13 protein-coding genes are annotated in these 17522 nt (G+C 34.2%); 10 read left to right on the top strand and 3 right to left on the bottom strand.

Annotated elements, in window-relative coordinates:
- Positions 1-64: 64 nt before the first annotated feature.
- Complete coding sequence (locus RCH19_RS10100) at positions 65-925, top strand: neutral zinc metallopeptidase (RefSeq protein WP_343023115.1); 861 nt, start codon at positions 65-67, stop codon at positions 923-925.
- 260 nt (positions 926-1185) lie between these two features.
- Positions 1186-2490 (top strand): DEAD/DEAH box helicase, encoded by a 1305-nt coding sequence (locus RCH19_RS10095; RefSeq protein WP_343023114.1) that lies wholly within the window; start codon positions 1186-1188, stop codon positions 2488-2490.
- Positions 2491-2697: 207 nt separating this feature from the next.
- On the opposite strand, the gene RCH19_RS10090 is transcribed toward RCH19_RS10095, so the two are convergent.
- Entirely contained in the window at positions 2698-4233 is a 1536-nt protein-coding gene (locus RCH19_RS10090; protein WP_121926492.1) for a YifB family Mg chelatase-like AAA ATPase, read from the bottom strand.
- Between the two features lie 273 nt (positions 4234-4506).
- Here RCH19_RS10090 and RCH19_RS10085 point away from each other — a divergent pair, with 273 nt between their 5' ends.
- The 3 genes from RCH19_RS10085 to RCH19_RS10075 all read left to right on the top strand — a co-directional run bounded on the left by RCH19_RS10085 (position 4507) and on the right by RCH19_RS10075 (position 9320).
- Positions 4507-7497 (top strand): amidohydrolase family protein, encoded by a 2991-nt coding sequence (locus tag RCH19_RS10085; RefSeq protein ID WP_343023113.1) that lies wholly within the window; start codon positions 4507-4509, stop codon positions 7495-7497.
- Between the two features lie 128 nt (positions 7498-7625).
- Entirely contained in the window at positions 7626-8933 is a 1308-nt protein-coding gene (locus RCH19_RS10080; RefSeq protein WP_343023112.1) for an amidohydrolase family protein, read from the top strand.
- A gap of 9 nt (positions 8934-8942) precedes the next feature.
- Positions 8943-9320, top strand: coding sequence for a PH domain-containing protein (locus RCH19_RS10075; RefSeq protein ID WP_121926489.1), 378 nt, complete (start codon positions 8943-8945; stop codon positions 9318-9320).
- A gap of 81 nt (positions 9321-9401) precedes the next feature.
- On the opposite strand, the gene RCH19_RS10070 is transcribed toward RCH19_RS10075, so the two are convergent.
- Positions 9402-11249 (bottom strand): CocE/NonD family hydrolase, encoded by a 1848-nt coding sequence (locus RCH19_RS10070; protein ID WP_343023111.1) that lies wholly within the window; start codon positions 11247-11249, stop codon positions 9402-9404.
- A gap of 625 nt (positions 11250-11874) precedes the next feature.
- Between RCH19_RS10070 and RCH19_RS10065 the strand changes: the two genes are divergently transcribed.
- The 5 genes from RCH19_RS10065 to RCH19_RS10045 all read left to right on the top strand — a co-directional run bounded on the left by RCH19_RS10065 (position 11875) and on the right by RCH19_RS10045 (position 16609).
- Positions 11875-12309: a GNAT family N-acetyltransferase gene (locus RCH19_RS10065; RefSeq protein WP_343023110.1), complete on the top strand. Its 435-nt coding sequence runs from the start codon at positions 11875-11877 to the stop codon at positions 12307-12309.
- Positions 12310-12315: 6 nt separating this feature from the next.
- Positions 12316-13458 carry an amidohydrolase gene (locus tag RCH19_RS10060; RefSeq protein ID WP_343023109.1) on the top strand — a complete coding sequence of 381 codons (1143 nt, stop codon included), beginning with the start codon at positions 12316-12318 and terminating at the stop codon, positions 13456-13458.
- Positions 13448-14599, top strand: a complete 1152-nt coding sequence (gene alr, locus RCH19_RS10055) for an alanine racemase (protein ID WP_343023108.1) — start codon at positions 13448-13450, stop codon at positions 14597-14599. Before RCH19_RS10060 ends, alr begins: the two co-directional genes overlap by 11 nt.
- On the top strand, positions 14599-15672 hold the full coding sequence (locus tag RCH19_RS10050; protein WP_121926484.1) for an alanine/ornithine racemase family PLP-dependent enzyme: 1074 nt from the start codon (positions 14599-14601) through the stop codon (positions 15670-15672). Before alr ends, RCH19_RS10050 begins: the two co-directional genes overlap by 1 nt.
- Positions 15673-15808: 136 nt before the next feature.
- Complete coding sequence (locus RCH19_RS10045; protein WP_343023107.1) at positions 15809-16609, top strand: aspartate dehydrogenase domain-containing protein; 801 nt, start codon at positions 15809-15811, stop codon at positions 16607-16609.
- Here the strand turns inward: RCH19_RS10045 and RCH19_RS10040 are convergent.
- Positions 16596-17510 carry an NAD(P)-dependent oxidoreductase gene (locus tag RCH19_RS10040; protein ID WP_245980962.1) on the bottom strand — a complete coding sequence of 305 codons (915 nt, stop codon included), beginning with the start codon at positions 17508-17510 and terminating at the stop codon, positions 16596-16598. The two genes, RCH19_RS10045 and RCH19_RS10040, sit on opposite strands and share 14 nt — an antisense overlap.
- Positions 17511-17522 lie beyond the last annotated feature (12 nt).

The raw sequence follows: 17522 nt of genomic DNA, 5'->3' as shown, positions 1-17522 counted from the left end.
TTAATTCTATTAAATTGTGTAATTTTATAGGATTGCGAATAACTAAAATATAAAACAACAGCATATGAAATGGAGCGGCAGACGTAGTAGTGATAATTTTGAAGACCGAAGAGGAATGTCTTCTGGAGGAAAAACAATCGTAGGTGGTGGATTAATAGGAATTGTTATTTTACTACTCAACGTTTTTGGTGGTGAAAATGGTCAGATGGTCGGTAATATTTTAGAACAAACGCAAGGAAATCAAGGCGCACCAACAGAGCAAAGAGATTTAACTGCTAAGGAGAAAGAGGAAGGGAAATTTATAGAAGCAATATTAGTGGACACAGAAGACGTTTGGACAAAAATATTTCAAGAAAATAATCTAAATTATGAAAGACCTAATTTAGTACTATTTACAAGAAATGTAGAAACGGCATGTGGAAACGCAAGTTCTGACTCAGGTCCGTTTTATTGTCCTGGCGATCAAAAAGTCTATATGGATTTGGCTTTTTTTGATGAGTTAGAAACTAAATTTGGTGCAAAAGGAGGCGATTTTGCAACAGCGTACGTAATTGCTCACGAAATAGGACATCACGTTCAAACATTACTGGGAACTTCCTCTAAAATGAGAAAGATGCAGGAAGGAAAAAGTCAAGCTGAAGCAAATAAATTATCAGTCGCGCTGGAACTTCAAGCAGATTTCTACGCAGGTGTATGGACATATCACAACCAACAAATGAAAAACTTCTTAGAAGAAGGAGATATTGACGAAGCGCTTAGTGCAGCACACGCTGTGGGTGACGATGCTATTCAATCAAAAATACAAGGACGCATTGTTCCAGAATCTTTTACGCATGGAACTTCGGCTCAACGTAAAGCTTGGTTTATGAAAGGGTACAAGACAGGCGATATTACGCAAGGAGACACATTTGCAGAAATAAGATAATTTATTTTCATATTTAAAAAAAAATCAGGCCATCATACCTGATTTTTTTTTGCCAAGTTTTTTTTTACGTAAAGTTTAAAGCTTTTAAAAGTGTGGAAGTTCGTGATTTTAAAAATTAGAATGCTGTAGCCTAAGCGAGCAAAATTGTGCTTTATGCAAACAAAAAACACCAATAAAAAACACATCAAAAAATTAGCAGTATCTTTGCAGCAAATTAAGGAAGTAATAGAAATAATTATCATACTTCATAAACACCATTTATGTCATTTAGCTCATTAGGATTATCTGATGCTTTATTAAAAGCCATCAGCAAAAAAGGATACACAACACCTTCTCCAATACAACAAAAAGCAATTCCACCCATTTTAGAAGGAAAAGATGTTTTAGCATCAGCACAAACAGGAACAGGTAAAACTGCAGGTTTTACATTACCTATATTACAATTATTATCACAAGGACAACAATTGCGAAACAGACCAATTCGCGCGTTGATATTAACACCAACAAGAGAATTAGCGGCTCAGATATTAGCCAACATAAAAGAATACAGTACATTCTTAGATATGAAAAGTACTGTGATTTTTGGTGGTGTAAACCAAAATCCACAAGTTACACAACTGCGTCAAGGAGTTGATATTTTAGTAGCGACACCGGGAAGATTAATTGATTTACAAAATCAAGGTTTGATATCGCTTGCAAAAGTAGAAATTTTAGTATTAGATGAAGCGGATCGTATGCTAGACATGGGATTTCTGAGAGATATCGAGCGTATCTTAAAAGTGTTACCTGCTAAAAGACAAAACTTGTTATTCTCAGCTACTTTTTCTAGAGATATTAAGAAACTAGCAATGGGAATTTTAAATAATCCTGTACAAGTTGAAGCTACTCCAGAAAACACGACAGTTGACGCTATTATACAAAAAATATATCCTGTCGCTAAAGAGAAAAAAACAGAGTTAGTTATTAAACTTATTACAGAAGGAAACTGGAAACAGATTCTTGTTTTTACACGTACAAAACAAGGAGCAAACAAATTATGTGAAAGCATGATTGCTGCTGGTATTAAAGCTGCTGCGATTCACGGAAATAAAGGTCAAGGTGCAAGAACTAAAGCTTTAGCCGGTTTTAAAGATGGTAGTTTAACGGCATTAGTCGCGACTGATATTGCTGCGAGAGGTTTAGACATCCCCTTGTTACCGCACGTTGTAAATTTTGAATTGCCAAATATTCCAGAAGATTATGTTCACCGTATCGGTAGAACAGGAAGAGCTGGGGCTAGCGGAGAAGCAGTTTCGCTTTTTAGTCCAGATGAAACTGTTTTTTTAAGAGATATTGAAAAGTTAGTAGGATTGAGATTGCCTGTAGAACAAATTGCAGGTTTTGAGCCAGATCCTAATGCCTCAAAAGAACCAATCAAGCAAGGTCAAGGAAGACAACAACGCAATTCAACGCCGAGAACTCCTAAACCAACAAACACTTCAAAAACAGAGAATACTGCTAGAAGTAATAATAGTTTTGGTCCAAGAAGACCGAATGCTAATAACGAAAGAAGATTTAGTAAATAGATAATTAAAAGTTCAATCTTATAATAGAAGCCCACGTTTTAAACCGTGGGCTTTGTAGTTTAATGTGATAGTTAGGAAAGTGGCTAAGTACAAGAAATAAGTTGATAAAATTACATTTTGCTAGCATGAATGCTTCTTTCCTTGCATTGGCTAAAACGCTCAATTTATAATTGTATTAGTGTGATTGCTTCGTTCCTCGCAATGACTTTAACCCAACCAACCATCACGATCTAAACTTCTGTATTGAATCGCTTCAGCTATATGACTTGAGATTACTGTTGGCGCAGCATCGAGGTCAGCAATCGTTCTTGCTACCTTTAAAATTCTATCATAAGCCCTTGCGGAGAGATTGAGTCGTTCCATTGCTGTTTTCAATAATTGTTTTGACACATCATCAAGAGCGCAATATTCCCTGATATGTTTTGTATTCATTTGAGCGTTGTAATGAATGTGATCCATTTGTTCGAAGCGGGCCGTTTGGATTTCTCTAGCAGCAGTCACTCGCTCTCGAATAGAAACACTACTTTCTGCTTTCTGGTCATCAGATAATTTTTCGAAAGGAACTGGCGTTACTTCAATATGAATATCAATTCTATCTAATAAAGGTCCAGAAATTTTACTCAAATACCGTTGCATTTCATGAGGCGAAGAAGTTTGCGGAGAATCAGGATCATTAAAAAAACCACTTGGACTTGGATTCATACTCGCAACCAACATGAAAGAAGAAGGATAAGTTACTGTAAATTTAGCTCGTGAGATCGTTACTTCTCGATCTTCTAATGGTTGTCGCATTACTTCCAGAACATCCCTTTTAAATTCAGGTAGTTCATCTAAAAATAAAACGCCGTTATGAGCCATCGAAATTTCTCCGGGTTGAGGATAGCTACCTCCTCCAACTAATGCTACATTTGAAATCGTGTGATGTGGACTTCTAAAAGGTCGTTGATTCATCAATCCTACTTCTTTTAACTTGCCCGCAACACTATGTATTTTTGTTGTTTCTAAAGCCTCTCGTAAAGTCATCGGTGGTAAAATACTTGGCAATCGTTTAGCCAACATCGTTTTTCCAGCTCCGGGTGGACCAATTAAAATAATGTTATGTCCTCCTGCTGCCGCAATTTCCATACAGCGTTTAATACTTTCCTGTCCTTTCACATCCGAGAAATCAAATTCAGGAAAATCTAAAGTCTTGTAAAACTCCGCGCGCGTATCTATTGTTGTGGGTTCAATATTTCCTTTTCCTTCTAAAAAGTTAATTACCTCTTGCACATTTTCTATACCGTAAACATCAAGACCAGCGACTATAGCTGCTTCTTTTACATTTTGCTTTGGAAGAAAAAAACCTTTAAAACCTTCTTCTTTGGCTTTTATAGCAATGGGTAAAGCGCCACGTATAGGCTGTAAACTTCCATCAAGTGAAAGTTCGCCCATAATTATATATTTGTCAACTTCATCGGCTTTAATTTGTCCAGATGCAACTAGAATTCCAATTGTTAAGGTTAAGTCGTAGGCAGATCCTTCTTTTCGTAAATCGGCAGGAGCCATATTTATGGTAATTTTTTTTCCAGGCATGGCGTAGCCATTATTTTTAAGCGCAGCCGCAATTCGGTAACTACTTTCTTTAATTGCATTATCTGGCAAGCCAACTAAATGATAACCAATTCCTTTGTCGATATTTACCTCTACTGTGATTGTCGTAGCTTCTACTCCAAAAACTGCACTTCCAAAAACTTTTATTAGCATCTTTTTTTATTTGTAGCTAAAATTAGATAAAAAAAATCTACTAATTAAGACTAATTGGTCAAAATTTAAAAAATCTAAATCATTGGAAAACAAATGAATAAATTTGGGACGATAAAAAATCAATTTTCAAGCATTTTCATAAAAAACACAGCCTAATCGCTATAAAAAATACATTATGTAAATTTTTAAACAAATATTTAAAACAATTCTAAAATAAAATTGCTTAAACATTAACATTTTAATACTTTTAGAACTTAATTACAAGACCATATTATGAAAAAAAACCTACTCCTACTGATTTTCAGTTTTTTAGCCGTACAACTCTACGCGCAGGAATACTTTCCCAATAATGAAAGTGTACCAAATAAAACAATGAATTTTACCGCTTTTACAAATGCTAAAATTTATGTTACTCCAACACAAATTATTGAAAAAGGTACTTTGCTAGTACAAAACGGTAAAGTGATTGCAACTGGAACTAATGTAACTATTCCAAAAAATAGTACTACAATAGATCTTGCTGGAAAATCGATATATCCATCATTTATCGATATGTACACCTCTTTCGGAATTGAAAAACCAAAAAGAAATACAGATAGAACTCCACTTTATGACACTAAAAGAATTGGATATTACTGGAATGAAAGTATTCGCTCAGAAGTTAACGCCTACGAAAGCTTTTCTTATGATCAAGCGAAAGCTGAGGAATTGTTAAAAGCAGGTTTTGGAGTTGTAGGAACGCACGTAGTTGACGGAATTGCGCGCGGCTCTGGAACTTTAATTGCATTGAACAACTTTGATAAAAGCAGTCAACTTATTGCTGATAAAGTGACAAATCATTTTGGCTTTACTAAAAGTGTTACCACAAATCAGGCTTATCCAAGTTCTCTTATGGGAATGATGGCATTGTTGCGCCAGATGTACCATGATTTAGACTGGTATAAAAAAGGTAATGCAGCAAATAAAGATTTATCACTAGAAGCACTATCGAACAATGAAAAACTAGTTCAAATTTTTGCATCAGAAGACAAACTCAATAGTTTGAGAGCTGCAAAAATTGCAAAGGAATTTGGTTTAAATTATGTTCTAAAAGGAAATGGAAATGAATTTGAAAGAATTCAAGAAATAAAAAAAACAAATTCTAAATTCATAATTCCAATTGATTTTCCAGCTGCTTATGATGTTGCTGACCCAAATCAAGCAGACCAAATGGAGCTAAAAGACTTGCGTTTCTGGAACCAAGCGCCGACCAACTTAAAAGTATTATCAGAAAACGGAATCGTATTCGCATTGACGACTGATAAATTAAAGAAAATGGATGATTTTAGACCAAATCTTTTAAAAGCAATAAAATATGGCTTTGACAAAACAAAAGCACTTGAGGCATTAACTACTATTCCTGCTGCACTCCTAGGGAAAAGTAATGAAATAGGAACTTTAAAAACTGGTAGCTTAGCTAATTTTGTAATTACTTCTGGCGAAATATTCGACGAAAAAACTACACTATATGAAAACTGGGTGCAAGGAAACAAATATGTTGTAGCCGATATGACTGCAAAGGATATTCGTGGAAGTTATGATCTAACAATCAATAACGAAAAGTTTAAGTGGAAAATTGACGGTGAAGTTTCTGCGCCAAAATCTGAAATCACAACAGCTGATTCTAAAAAATTAAAGTCAAAACTATCAATTGCAAATAATTGGATTTCAACAATAGTAAAACCTAATGATACTACTAAAACTAGTTTCACAAGACTTATTGGATACATTGAAAACACACAAGATCTTTCTGGTAAAGCAGTTTTATTTAATGGTAGCGAAGTTAAATGGTCAGCTGTAAAAACGGCACCATTTACTAAAGCAATTGATTCTACTAAAGCAGAAAAGAATAATAAAGTAATGCCAATTACGTTCCCGAACGTAGCTTATGGTAACATGAAAAAGCCAGAAGCTGAAACTTTACTTTTCAAAAATGCGACGGTTTGGACCAATGAAAAAGAAGGAATTTTAGAAGAGACAGACGTTTTAATTAAAAATGGTAAAATCGCTTCAATTGGTAAAAACATTTCAGATGCTTCTGCAACAATAGTAAATGCAAAAGGAAAGCATTTAACAAGTGGAATTATTGATGAGCATTCACATATTGCTATTTCGAACGGAGTTAATGAAGGCGGACATAATTCAAGCGCGGAAGTAACTATCCAAGATGTAGTTAATTCTGAAGACATTAATATCTATAGAGATTTAGCTGGTGGAGTTACAATTTCGCAATTATTACATGGTTCGGCAAATCCTATTGGAGGACGATCTGCAATTGTAAAATGGAAATGGGGCGCTTCAGCAGATGAAATGCTATACAAAGATCAGCCAGGATTTATCAAGTTTGCTTTAGGTGAAAATGTAAAACAAGCTAACTGGGGAATTACTAATCCTACTCGCTTTCCACAAACAAGAATGGGAGTTGAACAAGTATTTGCTGATTATTTTCAACGCGCTAAGGAATATGATTTAGCTTGGAAAAAATACAATTCTAGCGGTAAAAAAGGAAAGGAAAAAGCACCAAGAGTTGATTTAGAATTACAAACATTAGCAGAAATCTTGAATAGTGAGCGTTTTATCTCTTGTCACTCTTACGTTCAATCTGAAATTTTAATGTTAATGAACGTTGCAGATAAATTTAACTTTAAGGTAAATACATTTACTCACATATTAGAAGGTTATAAAGTAGCTGATAAAATGAAACAGCATGGTGTAGGAGCTTCTACTTTCTCTGACTGGTGGGCTTATAAATTTGAAGTAAATGATGCAATACCTTTTAATGGACCTATTATGCACAATGCTGGAATTGTAGTTGCTTACAACTCTGATGATGCTGAAATGTCAAGGAGATTGAATCAAGAAGCTGCTAAAGCAGTAAAATATGGTAATGTATCTGAAGAAGAAGCTTGGAAATTCGTAACATTAAATCCAGCAAAATTACTGCATATTGATAATAAGGTAGGAAGTGTAAAAGTGGGTAAAGATGCTGATATAGTTTTATGGAATACAAATCCTTTATCAATTTACGCAAAAGCTGAAAAAACGATTATCGAGGGCGTTGTTTATTATGATAGCAAGAAAGATGAGGAAAATAGAGTAGCTATTGCAAAAGAAAGAAATGAATTAATTGGACAATTACTTCAAGAAAAGAATAAAGGAATGATCATGCAGCAGCCAAAGAAAACAGAGAAGGTTGAATATCACTGTGACACAATGGAGGAATAAATCAAATTAGAATTTTGTGTCATGAAAAAACACATAGTGGTTTTTACTACTATAAATTTGATCGTTATTACATTCTAAATTTCAAAAGAAGTGCTTTTAAATAATTAAAGCAATTTTAAAAAACAAACATGATGAATAAAAAAATATATCTCTTACTATTAGTCTTTGGCGCATCGATAGTGACCAATGCACAACAAATACCCGCTGCTAAACAATCTAAATCTATACTGATTCTCAATGCAACCGCGCATTTAGGAAACGGTCAAATTATAGAAAACAGCGCTATAGGATTTGTGGATGGAAAAATAAATTTAGTAGCTGACGCTAGCGTAATTCGTTTAGCTAAGGATGCTTATGACATAACAATTGAAGCCGGTGGAAAACATGTCTATCCAGGATTTATAGCTCCTAATTCTACTTTAGGTTTGGTTGAAATAGACGCTGTAAAATCATCTAACGACGAAGGCGAAATTGGAATGATGAAACCTCATGTACGTAGTATAATCGCTTACACTGCCGATTCTAAAGTAATTGAGACAGTTAGACCAAACGGAATTTTAATGGCGCAAATAACGCCTCGTGGTGGTAGAATTGCGGGAACTTCTTCAATCGTTCAATTAGATGCATGGCATTGGAATGATGCTATCATAAAAGAGAATGATGGTATTCATGTGAACTTTCCATCTACTTTTAGAAGAAGCGGTTCATGGTTTGAACCAGGAGGAATAGAAGCAAACAAAGAATACTCGAAGCAAATCTCAGAATTAGCTGCTTTTTTAACAAGCGCTAAAGCCTATTTAGGAGCTTCTTCAAAAGATAGAAATTTAGTTTTAGAATCTACTAAAGGTTTATTTGATGGTACTCAGACTTTATATATCAATGCCAATGAAGAAAAGCAAATTACAGACGCTGTTCAATTTGCAAAAGAGAATGATATTAAAAAGATGGTAATTGTAGGTGGCTACGAAGCACACAAAACGGCAGAATTATTACAAAAAAATAATGTTGGAGTTTTACTGCGACGTGTTCATGACATGCCTTTGAACGAAGATCATGATATTGATTTACCATACAAAGCGGCCAAATTATTAACTGATAAAGGCGTTTTAGTAGGTTTAGAAAATAGTGGTTCTCATGAGAGAATGAATACTAGAAACTTACCATTTTTAGCGGGTACTTGTGCTGCTTACGGCATGGAAAAAGAAGAAGCTTTAAAATTAATAACTTCAAATACTGCAAAAATCTTAGGAATTGATGCGCAATGTGGTACCTTAGAGCAAGGAAAAGACGCAACGCTTTTCATATCAGAAGGAGATGCGCTAGACATGCGTACAAATAAATTGACTAATGCTTTTATTCAAGGTAGAATGATCAGTTTAGAAACGCATCAAACAAAACTGAATGATAAGTACAAAGCGAAGTATAATCAAAAATAAAAATATCACATGGGACTATTTAATGCCATATTAGGGAACGCATCAGAGGTTAATACTCAAAATGTTGCTAGCGAATTTGAACCACTCCTTATAGATGGAGAAATTATTGAAAAGGCTTATAAGCTAATTAGAGATATGTTTATCTTTACAAATAAAAGATTAATTCTGGCTGAAAAGCAGTTGGTGGGCACTAAAGTAGAATACATGTCTATTCCCTACTCGAGCATTAAGAAATTTTCGAAAGAGAGTGCAGGAATTTTAGATATGGATGCTGAGCTAAAAATTTGGCTGAACCATGACAATGCTCCAATTGTGAAACAATTCGGAAAAAGTGGTAATAACATTAACGAAGTATACCAGATTTTAAGTCAACATACTTTAAAGTAAAAAAGGCCTAAAATCCATAACAAAAAAAGCACCAACTGTAATTATTACAATTGGTGCTTTTTGATTAGAACAAACTCTAGTTTACTTTAAAACTGTAAATTCAATTTTTGAATCGTTGTATATTCTGTGCGTTTGTTTTTTGAAATCCTCTGGTTTAGCATAAAAAATATTTTCGACGAAAGTCTGTGGATTTAAATCTATCAATGGAAACCAAGTACTTTGAACTTGAATCTGGATTTTATGACCTTTTTTGAAAGTGTGAAATACATCTTGTAATTTCACGTTAACTTCAGTTTTTTCATTTGGAACAAATGCTTCCGGTTTTATAAAACTATTTCTAAAACGACCTCTCATCACTTCACTTCTTACCATCATATGATAGTTGCTCATTTTTAAATAGGGACTAACCTCTTTAGTTTCTGGTTCATCATTTGGAAAAACATCTATAACTTTCACAATCCAGTCGGCATCTGTTCCCGTAGTTGAAACTTGAAGCTTTGCTAAAATCGAACCTGCTAAAGTTGTATCATCTGTTAAAACATCAGTTTCAAAAACGATTACATCAGGACGTCTGGCAGCAAATCGTTGATCATCTGTCATGTATTTTCGTGGGGTCATTCCTTGTTGCTTAATGTCCTCTGAATACGGCACCGGTTTCTTTGGATCACTTACAAATTCTTCAAACGAGATGTTTCGCTTTGCCATTGTAGTCAATTGATTTTCTTGCAAAAAGAAATCTTGCTTCACACTATTTTTTGGAGGCCAAGCATCGTAGGTTTTCCATTCTTTCGAACCAGAGTCAAAAACATAAGCTTCAGGTAATTTATTTTCTCCCTTACCATTATTTTTCAAGAAATGACGAAAGAAATTAGCTTCTATGTTTTTTTGATAAAAATTAGAAATACTATCACCAAAATTAATATTACCTATAACCTGTTTAGCTGAATTTCTTGCCCAATCTCCGTGACTCCATGGACCCATCACTAACGTATTGTAATTCTTGCTTGTTTTTTCGATTGTTGAATAAGTATTTAGTGGACCGTATAAATCTTCGGCATCAAACCAACCTCCTACGGTCATGACAGCTGGTTTTATATTTTTTAAATGTTGAAGAATTCCGCGTTTCTGCCAAAAATCATCATAACTAGAATGATCTTTTAGCTGTTGCCAAAATTCATTGTCTTTCCCATAAAACTTATCTAAATTTGATAATGGACCAGCATCTAAAAAGAATTGGTAATCATCATTAGTTCCTATTTCTGGAAACTTGAACCAAGATTCAGTTGTACGCTTAGTTTTTTGAGGACCAAACAAAGGTGTAACTTTCCAATAACTCAATAAATAAGCACCATTGTGATGAAAATCATCAAAAAAGAAATCTGAAATAGATGCTTGAGGCGAAACAGCTTTCAATGCTGGATGATTACTCAATAAGGAATACGTCGCATAGAAACCAGGATAAGAAATTCCCCAAGTCCCAACATTACCATTATTATTTGCTACATTTTTAACGAGCCAATCAATAGTATCATAAGTATCTGACGCTTCATCAATTTCGTTTTTACCTTTTTTACTTGGAATAAAGCCACGCATGTTATCATATAATCCATCACTCATGTATCTTCCTCGCACATCTTGATATACGACAATGTAACCTTCTTTCATCATTGTTTCACTAGGCGATATGCCTCTTTTTAACCGCCCTTCTCCATAAGGACCAGAGTTGTAAGGCGTTCTTTGCATAATGATAGGATACTTTTTGCTAACATCTTTCGGAGAGTAAATAGCACTAAATAGTTCAACACCATCACGCATCTTGATGTGCACTTCTTTTTTAGTGTAATTATCCGCGACGTAATTGCTTGTACTGTTTTGAGCAAAAACAAATACACCAAAAAACAATAGGCTAAGACTTAGTAGTTTTTTCATAAATTCTGTTTCAATTAATATAGAGTTTAAAGGTAAAAAATATCAGCGAAATTGAAAATTATAGCACCTTATTTCTTTAACAATGATGGATTTAGTTTTGGATTAATATGATCAAACATTCTAATAAAATGATTTTAACTTTATTCAATAATAAAATACTAATTACATATTTATAAGTGTCAAATGTTGGCAAACACTTTACGATCTTTCTCTAATTCGGCCGTAACTAAAAGACTCGATAAAGAATCTTCTTCAACTAAATTAATTTATCACTTACTAGAGAAATTTGAAACAAAACTTTGCAGAAAAGTCAGAAAACAAACTAAAATCTGGGTTTTATAGCTCTTTTTCCTTCATTTTAGCTTATCTTTGTAAAATACCAAGTTATGTTTTGTTGTTTTCGAATGCTCATTTAGCATAAATAAAATACAAAACTAAGATTGCTTATTTCGGAATAGTCTCTGAAAAAAAACATCTTTCAATTTGCAGTCACTGCATCTTTTGCCTTTGGAAAAATTCCATATTCAGGCTAATTAATAATCACTAATAAGTAGCATAAATCAATTTTCTCACGAGAAGATGATTGATCATTTGCATCTAATTAAAAAGTAAAATACGCAATAAAATGGAATTCAAACAAATCAACGATACCACCGGAGAAGACGTCATTTATACAAACCCAATAATCGCACTCTTTTTATATGCACATTTAGAGCAGTACGGAGATACAGTTGAAGATATAAAAAAATGTATAGACTATGTTATGAATCCTAGCAAGGGAGGAAATATCATTGTGGGAATCGACGATCAAAAGATTGTAGGTGTTGTAATCTTAAATAATACAGGAATGAAAGATTTTATACCTGAGAACATTTTAGTTTATATCGCTGTAGATAATACGCAACGTGGAAAAGGGTATGGGAAAAAATTAATGGAAAAGGCAATTTCTATTGCTGAGGGGAATATCGCATTACATGTGGAACCCGATAATCCAGCTAAAAAACTATACGAAAAATTAGGTTTTACTAATAAATACCTAGAAATGCGTCTCATCAAATAAATCCATATGGAAAATTTAAACGCACTTACAATTTTACGCAAAGAGTTACATCAACATCCTGAAGTTTCAGGAAACGAATTTACTACAGCGCAGCGTATTTTTTCTTTCTTAGAAAATTATCCACCAGATGACATATTAACTGAAGTAGGAACTACTGGAATTTTAGCAACTTATAAGGGTAAAAACGCAGGAAAAACGGTGCTTTTTAGATGTGAACTAGATGCATTACCTATTGATGAGATAAACACATTTCAGCATAAATCAATCTTTAAAGGAGTTTCTCATAAATGCGGCCACGATGGTCACATGGCAGTTTTATGTGCATTAGCACAAAAACTGCATAAAGACAGACCGGAATTTGGCAACGTTATTTTATTGTTTCAACCTGCTGAAGAAGACGGTAGTGGTGCAAAAAAAGTATTGGAAGATAAACGTTTTCAAATTTTAAAACCTGATTATGTTTTTGCTCTCCATAATTTACCTGGTTATAAAATGCACCAAATCGTAGTTAAAGATCACGCATTTTCCTGTGCAGTAAATAGTATTATTATTATATTGAAAGGAAAAACAGCGCACGCAGGTGAACCTGAAAAAGGTGTTAATCCAGCCTTAGCAATCGCTGCTATTACGACTGCATTTAACGAATTGATTCAAAGTGATATTTCAAGTGAAAATTACTGTTTGATTACGCCGATTTATAGCAAATTAGGTAAAAAAGCATACGGTGTTTCTGCAGGTGCAGGAGAAATACATTTTACGGTACGAAGTGATAGTAATTTACGTATGGAAGAAATAGAAAACACTTTAGAAAAACTAGCTAAATCACTCGCTAAAAAACACCATTTAAAATGTAAAGTTAAATGGACTCAAAGTTTTAAGGCAAACACTAATAATAAAGAGGCTGTAGAACTAATCAGAGCCGCTGCAAATTATAATTCATTTGATTTGATCGAGAAGGAGCATCCTTTTACTTGGGGTGAAGATTTCGGTTTATTGACACAACATTATACTGGAGCGATGTTCGGACTTGGATCTGGAGTTGATACGCCTGCCCTACACAATCCTGATTACGATTTTCCAGATGAAATTACACAAACTGGAGTGTCAATGTTTTATCAAATCAGCAAACAAATTACAGATGCATACTAATTCAATAATAGAGCTGAGTGAAACAGCTTATCAAAAAAATGTCGACTTTTTAAAGAAAACTTTTGGAAAGAATGTCACCGTGTCCTCTGTTGTCAAAGGAAATGCATACGGTCACGGTATAGCCGAATTTACGACTATAGCTTTTAACTGTGGAATCAATCACTTCTCTGTTTTTGATGTTCAGGAAGCAAAAGCATTAAAAGAGGCATTGCAGGACAAAGTTACCATTATGGTTATGGGTTTAGTCACTGATCAAGATATGCAGTGGGTTATTGAAAACAATGTCGAATTTTTCGTTTTTGACAAAAGCCGACTCAACCAAGCCATAAAAATTTCAAAGAAAATAAATAAAAAAGCGGTCATCCATATCGAAGTGGAAACGGGAATGAACAGGACTGGCTTTGATAAAAAAGATTTAATTTCTGTTCTTTCGATCCTTAAAAAAGAGAAAGAACATCTATATCTAAAAGGACTTTGTACGCACTACGCGGGAGCCGAAAGCGTTGCTAATTATTACAGAGTTAGTAATCAAATAAAGAAATTTGAAGAAATATATGAAGTGTTTTGTAACAATGATTTGAAACCTGAGATTAAGCATTCTGCTTGTTCTGCTGCATCAATTATGTTTCCCGAAACAAGAATGGATTTAGTTCGAATAGGAATAATGCAATATGGAATGTGGCCAAGCCCAGAAGTATTTGTAACGTACTTACATTCTAAAAAAAATAAAATCGATCCTTTACATCGTGTTATCAGTTGGAAAAGCAACATCATGAGTGTGAAAAATGTAAAAATGGGTGACTTCATTGGTTATGGAACAAGTTTCATGGCTAAGCGTAATATGAAAATTGCTGTAATACCTATTGGGTACTGCCACGGTTACAGTCGGTCTTTAAGTAATCAAGGCCGCGTGCTCATACACGGACAGCGATGTACCGTCGTAGGATCAGTAAATATGAATATGATGACCGTCGATGTTACTGATGTTGATGTAGCAAAAAAAGAAGATGAAGTAGTATTAATTGGTACTCAAAAAACACTAGCAGTTTCGGTTGCTTCATTCAGTGATTTCAGTAACCAACTCAACTACGAATTATTAACACGGATTTCAACAGCAATTCCAAGAAAAATTAAAGAATAATGGCCTTTATAAAATTATACAGAAAAAAATTGGAAGAGAATTATGCCTTCTTAGACAATATTTTCAAATCAAGAAATATTGAATGGGGCGTTGTTTCCAAACTTTTATGTGGAAATAAAATATATTTAAAAGAAATAATAGCACTGGGCGTAAGAGAAATTCATGACTCAAGAGTCAGTAATTTAAGAAAAGTAAAAGCTTTAGACCCAGGAATACAAACAGTCTATATCAAACCACCAGCTAAAAGAAGTATAGAAAGTATTGTTAGATACGCTGACATCAGTTTTAATACTGAAATTTATACAATCCAACTCCTTTCAGATGAAGCGGTGAAGCAAAACAAAGTGCATAAAGTAATCATCATGATCGAAATGGGTGATTTACGTGAAGGTGTCATGGGCGAAGAACTAATAGCTTTTTACGGCACAATATTAAAAATGCCAAATATCGAAATTTCAGGTATTGGAACAAATTTAAATTGTTTAAGTGGCGTGATGCCAACTCAGGACAAACTGATTCAACTAAGTCTTTACAAGCAGTTAATCGAGGCGAAATTTAATATAAGCATTCCCTATGTTTCGGGTGGAACTTCAGTAGCAATTCCATTGATATTAAAAAATGCTCGTCCCATGGCTGTGAATCATTTTCGAATAGGAGAAGCACTATTTTTTGGAAAAGACTTGTTTACTGGAGACACGATTGAAGGAATGCATAATGATGTATTTAAATTATATGCTGAAATAATCGAAATAACAGAGAAGCCAAAAACACCAACTGGTGAATTAGGAGAAAATGTAGCTGGTAATTCTTTTTCGATGAACGATGTAGATGATTTAGGAGTTACTTCGTTGAGAGCAATATTAGACATTGGTCTATTAGACATGCAACCGCAATATATTGAATCTGATGACGCTGATATATCAATTGTTGATGCTAGTTCTGACATGTTAGTTATTGACATCTCTGAATCAAAAAAGAAATATAAGATTGGTGATTTAGTCGCTTTTAAAATAAGATATATGGGAGCATTATATCTCTTAAATTCTGATTATATTGAGAAAACTATTGAGTAGTTTTTTAAATAAGAGAGCTTGATTTTATTATTGTTTTTACTTTATGATTATCTACATCAATTAAAAAATTAATTTAGGATTTGAATTACTTAATAAAATTGAAAAATCATCAATCCAAATCATTAAACTTGAATAAATGAAAACATACACATTTGCCATTGTCGGTTGTGGAAAACTGGCTCATATTATTCTTGACGCCTCATTAAAAGGACTGCTGCCAAATTTTAAATTGGTTGGATGCTTCTCAAGATCTTTTGAAAAAGCAGTTGAAATTGCAAATAAAGTAGATCGTAGCGAAACCGGATATATTTGTAAACCCTGCCAAAGTTTTGAAGAAATTCAGCAACTTAAACCTGATTATATTGTCGAGACGGCTTCTCCAACCGCATTTCGTGAGATAGCGATTCCAGCTTTAAAAAATGGATCATCATTAGTTACTTTATCTATTGGGGCACTTGCTGATGCGGATTTCTACAAACTGGTTCAGGAAACTGCTTTAGAAAATAACACTCGTGTGCATTTAGCTTCAGGAGCTATTGGTGGTTTTGACGTGATGAGAACTGTTGCACTAATGGAAGATTGTGAGGTTACTTTTCGAACTGAAAAAGGCCCAAATTCTTTAAAAAATACAAGTGTTTATGATGATTCTTTGCAAACGGTGAAGCGCGAAGTGTTTACGGGAGATGCAAAAGAAGCTATCGCTCTTTTCCCAACGCGCGTTAATGTTGCGGTTGCTGCTTCATTAGCGTCAGTGGGCCCTGAAAACGTAAAAGTTTCTATAAACTCTGTGCCAGATTTTATAGGTGATGATCACCTTATCGAAATAAAGAGCGAACATATTCACGCCGTAATAGATATTTACAGCAAAAACGCGCAAATTGCAGGTTGGAGCGTTGTAAATACACTTCGGAACATTGTTTCACCTATTGCTTTTTAGAAAATGCAGTTAAATTAGCCAATACTTTTTCGCTTAAGCGTACAAATGCTTGTTGCGTTCTACCAGATGATATTTGCATACAATTGACATTTGTATATTTTAGTAAACTTTCAATTCCTAAAGCTCCTAATGTATCTGTGTAAACGAGATTATCATCCTGAATCCAACTTTCAAAAGCTGTCAAATCCCAAGCGGGAGAAAGTCCAGTATTGAATAAGATTTTGCTATTTCCCAAAGCTTTAAATTCAGCTTCATGCAATAAGACAGTATTTTTATTCAAACAACAAATGATAACTTCGTTTTCAGCCAGTAATTGTTGTAAAGGTAAAAAAGAATAGCCTTTCGTTTTAGCGTCTTCTTTTTCGCTGCGAGCGAAATAGGAGATTTCTGCACCAAAAAATCGAAGTGCATCAGCAACCATTCCTCCCGATTTTCCTAAACCTACAATACCCACTTTTAAGCCAGTAATTTCCCTTGGAACAATACTCCAAGCTTTCCTTGGTTTTCCGTCTGAGGTAGTTCCAAAACCATGTAAACAGCGTACTAATTCGCTGACTACATATTCAACAACACCTTCGTCTCCATAATCAAGTACACCTTTAACTGTAATACCTCGAGAATTAGCATAGTTAATGTCGACGTTAGCGCTTTCTGGCGTGTACAACGAGCAACACATTCCAATATACTTGAGATTCGGACATTGTTCTAAAATTTCTTTTCCCAATGTACTTCTAAAACTTAATAAAACCGCATCTGCATCACCAATTCGTGCGACAATTTCGGCTGAATCTGCAGGTTGGTTTTCATGCAAAATGACAATCTCTGCAAAAGATTCTAATTCTTTATTTGCCGAAGGGATCAACTCTAACGGCTCTATTCCAACAAGTTTCTTGAACATCATTATCATGTTTGT

The sequence above is a fragment of the Flavobacterium sp. PL12 genome (assembly GCF_039123485.1).
Classification (GTDB): domain Bacteria; phylum Bacteroidota; class Bacteroidia; order Flavobacteriales; family Flavobacteriaceae; genus Flavobacterium; species Flavobacterium weaverense.
This window is presented reverse-complemented; position numbering and strand designations above follow the sequence as displayed.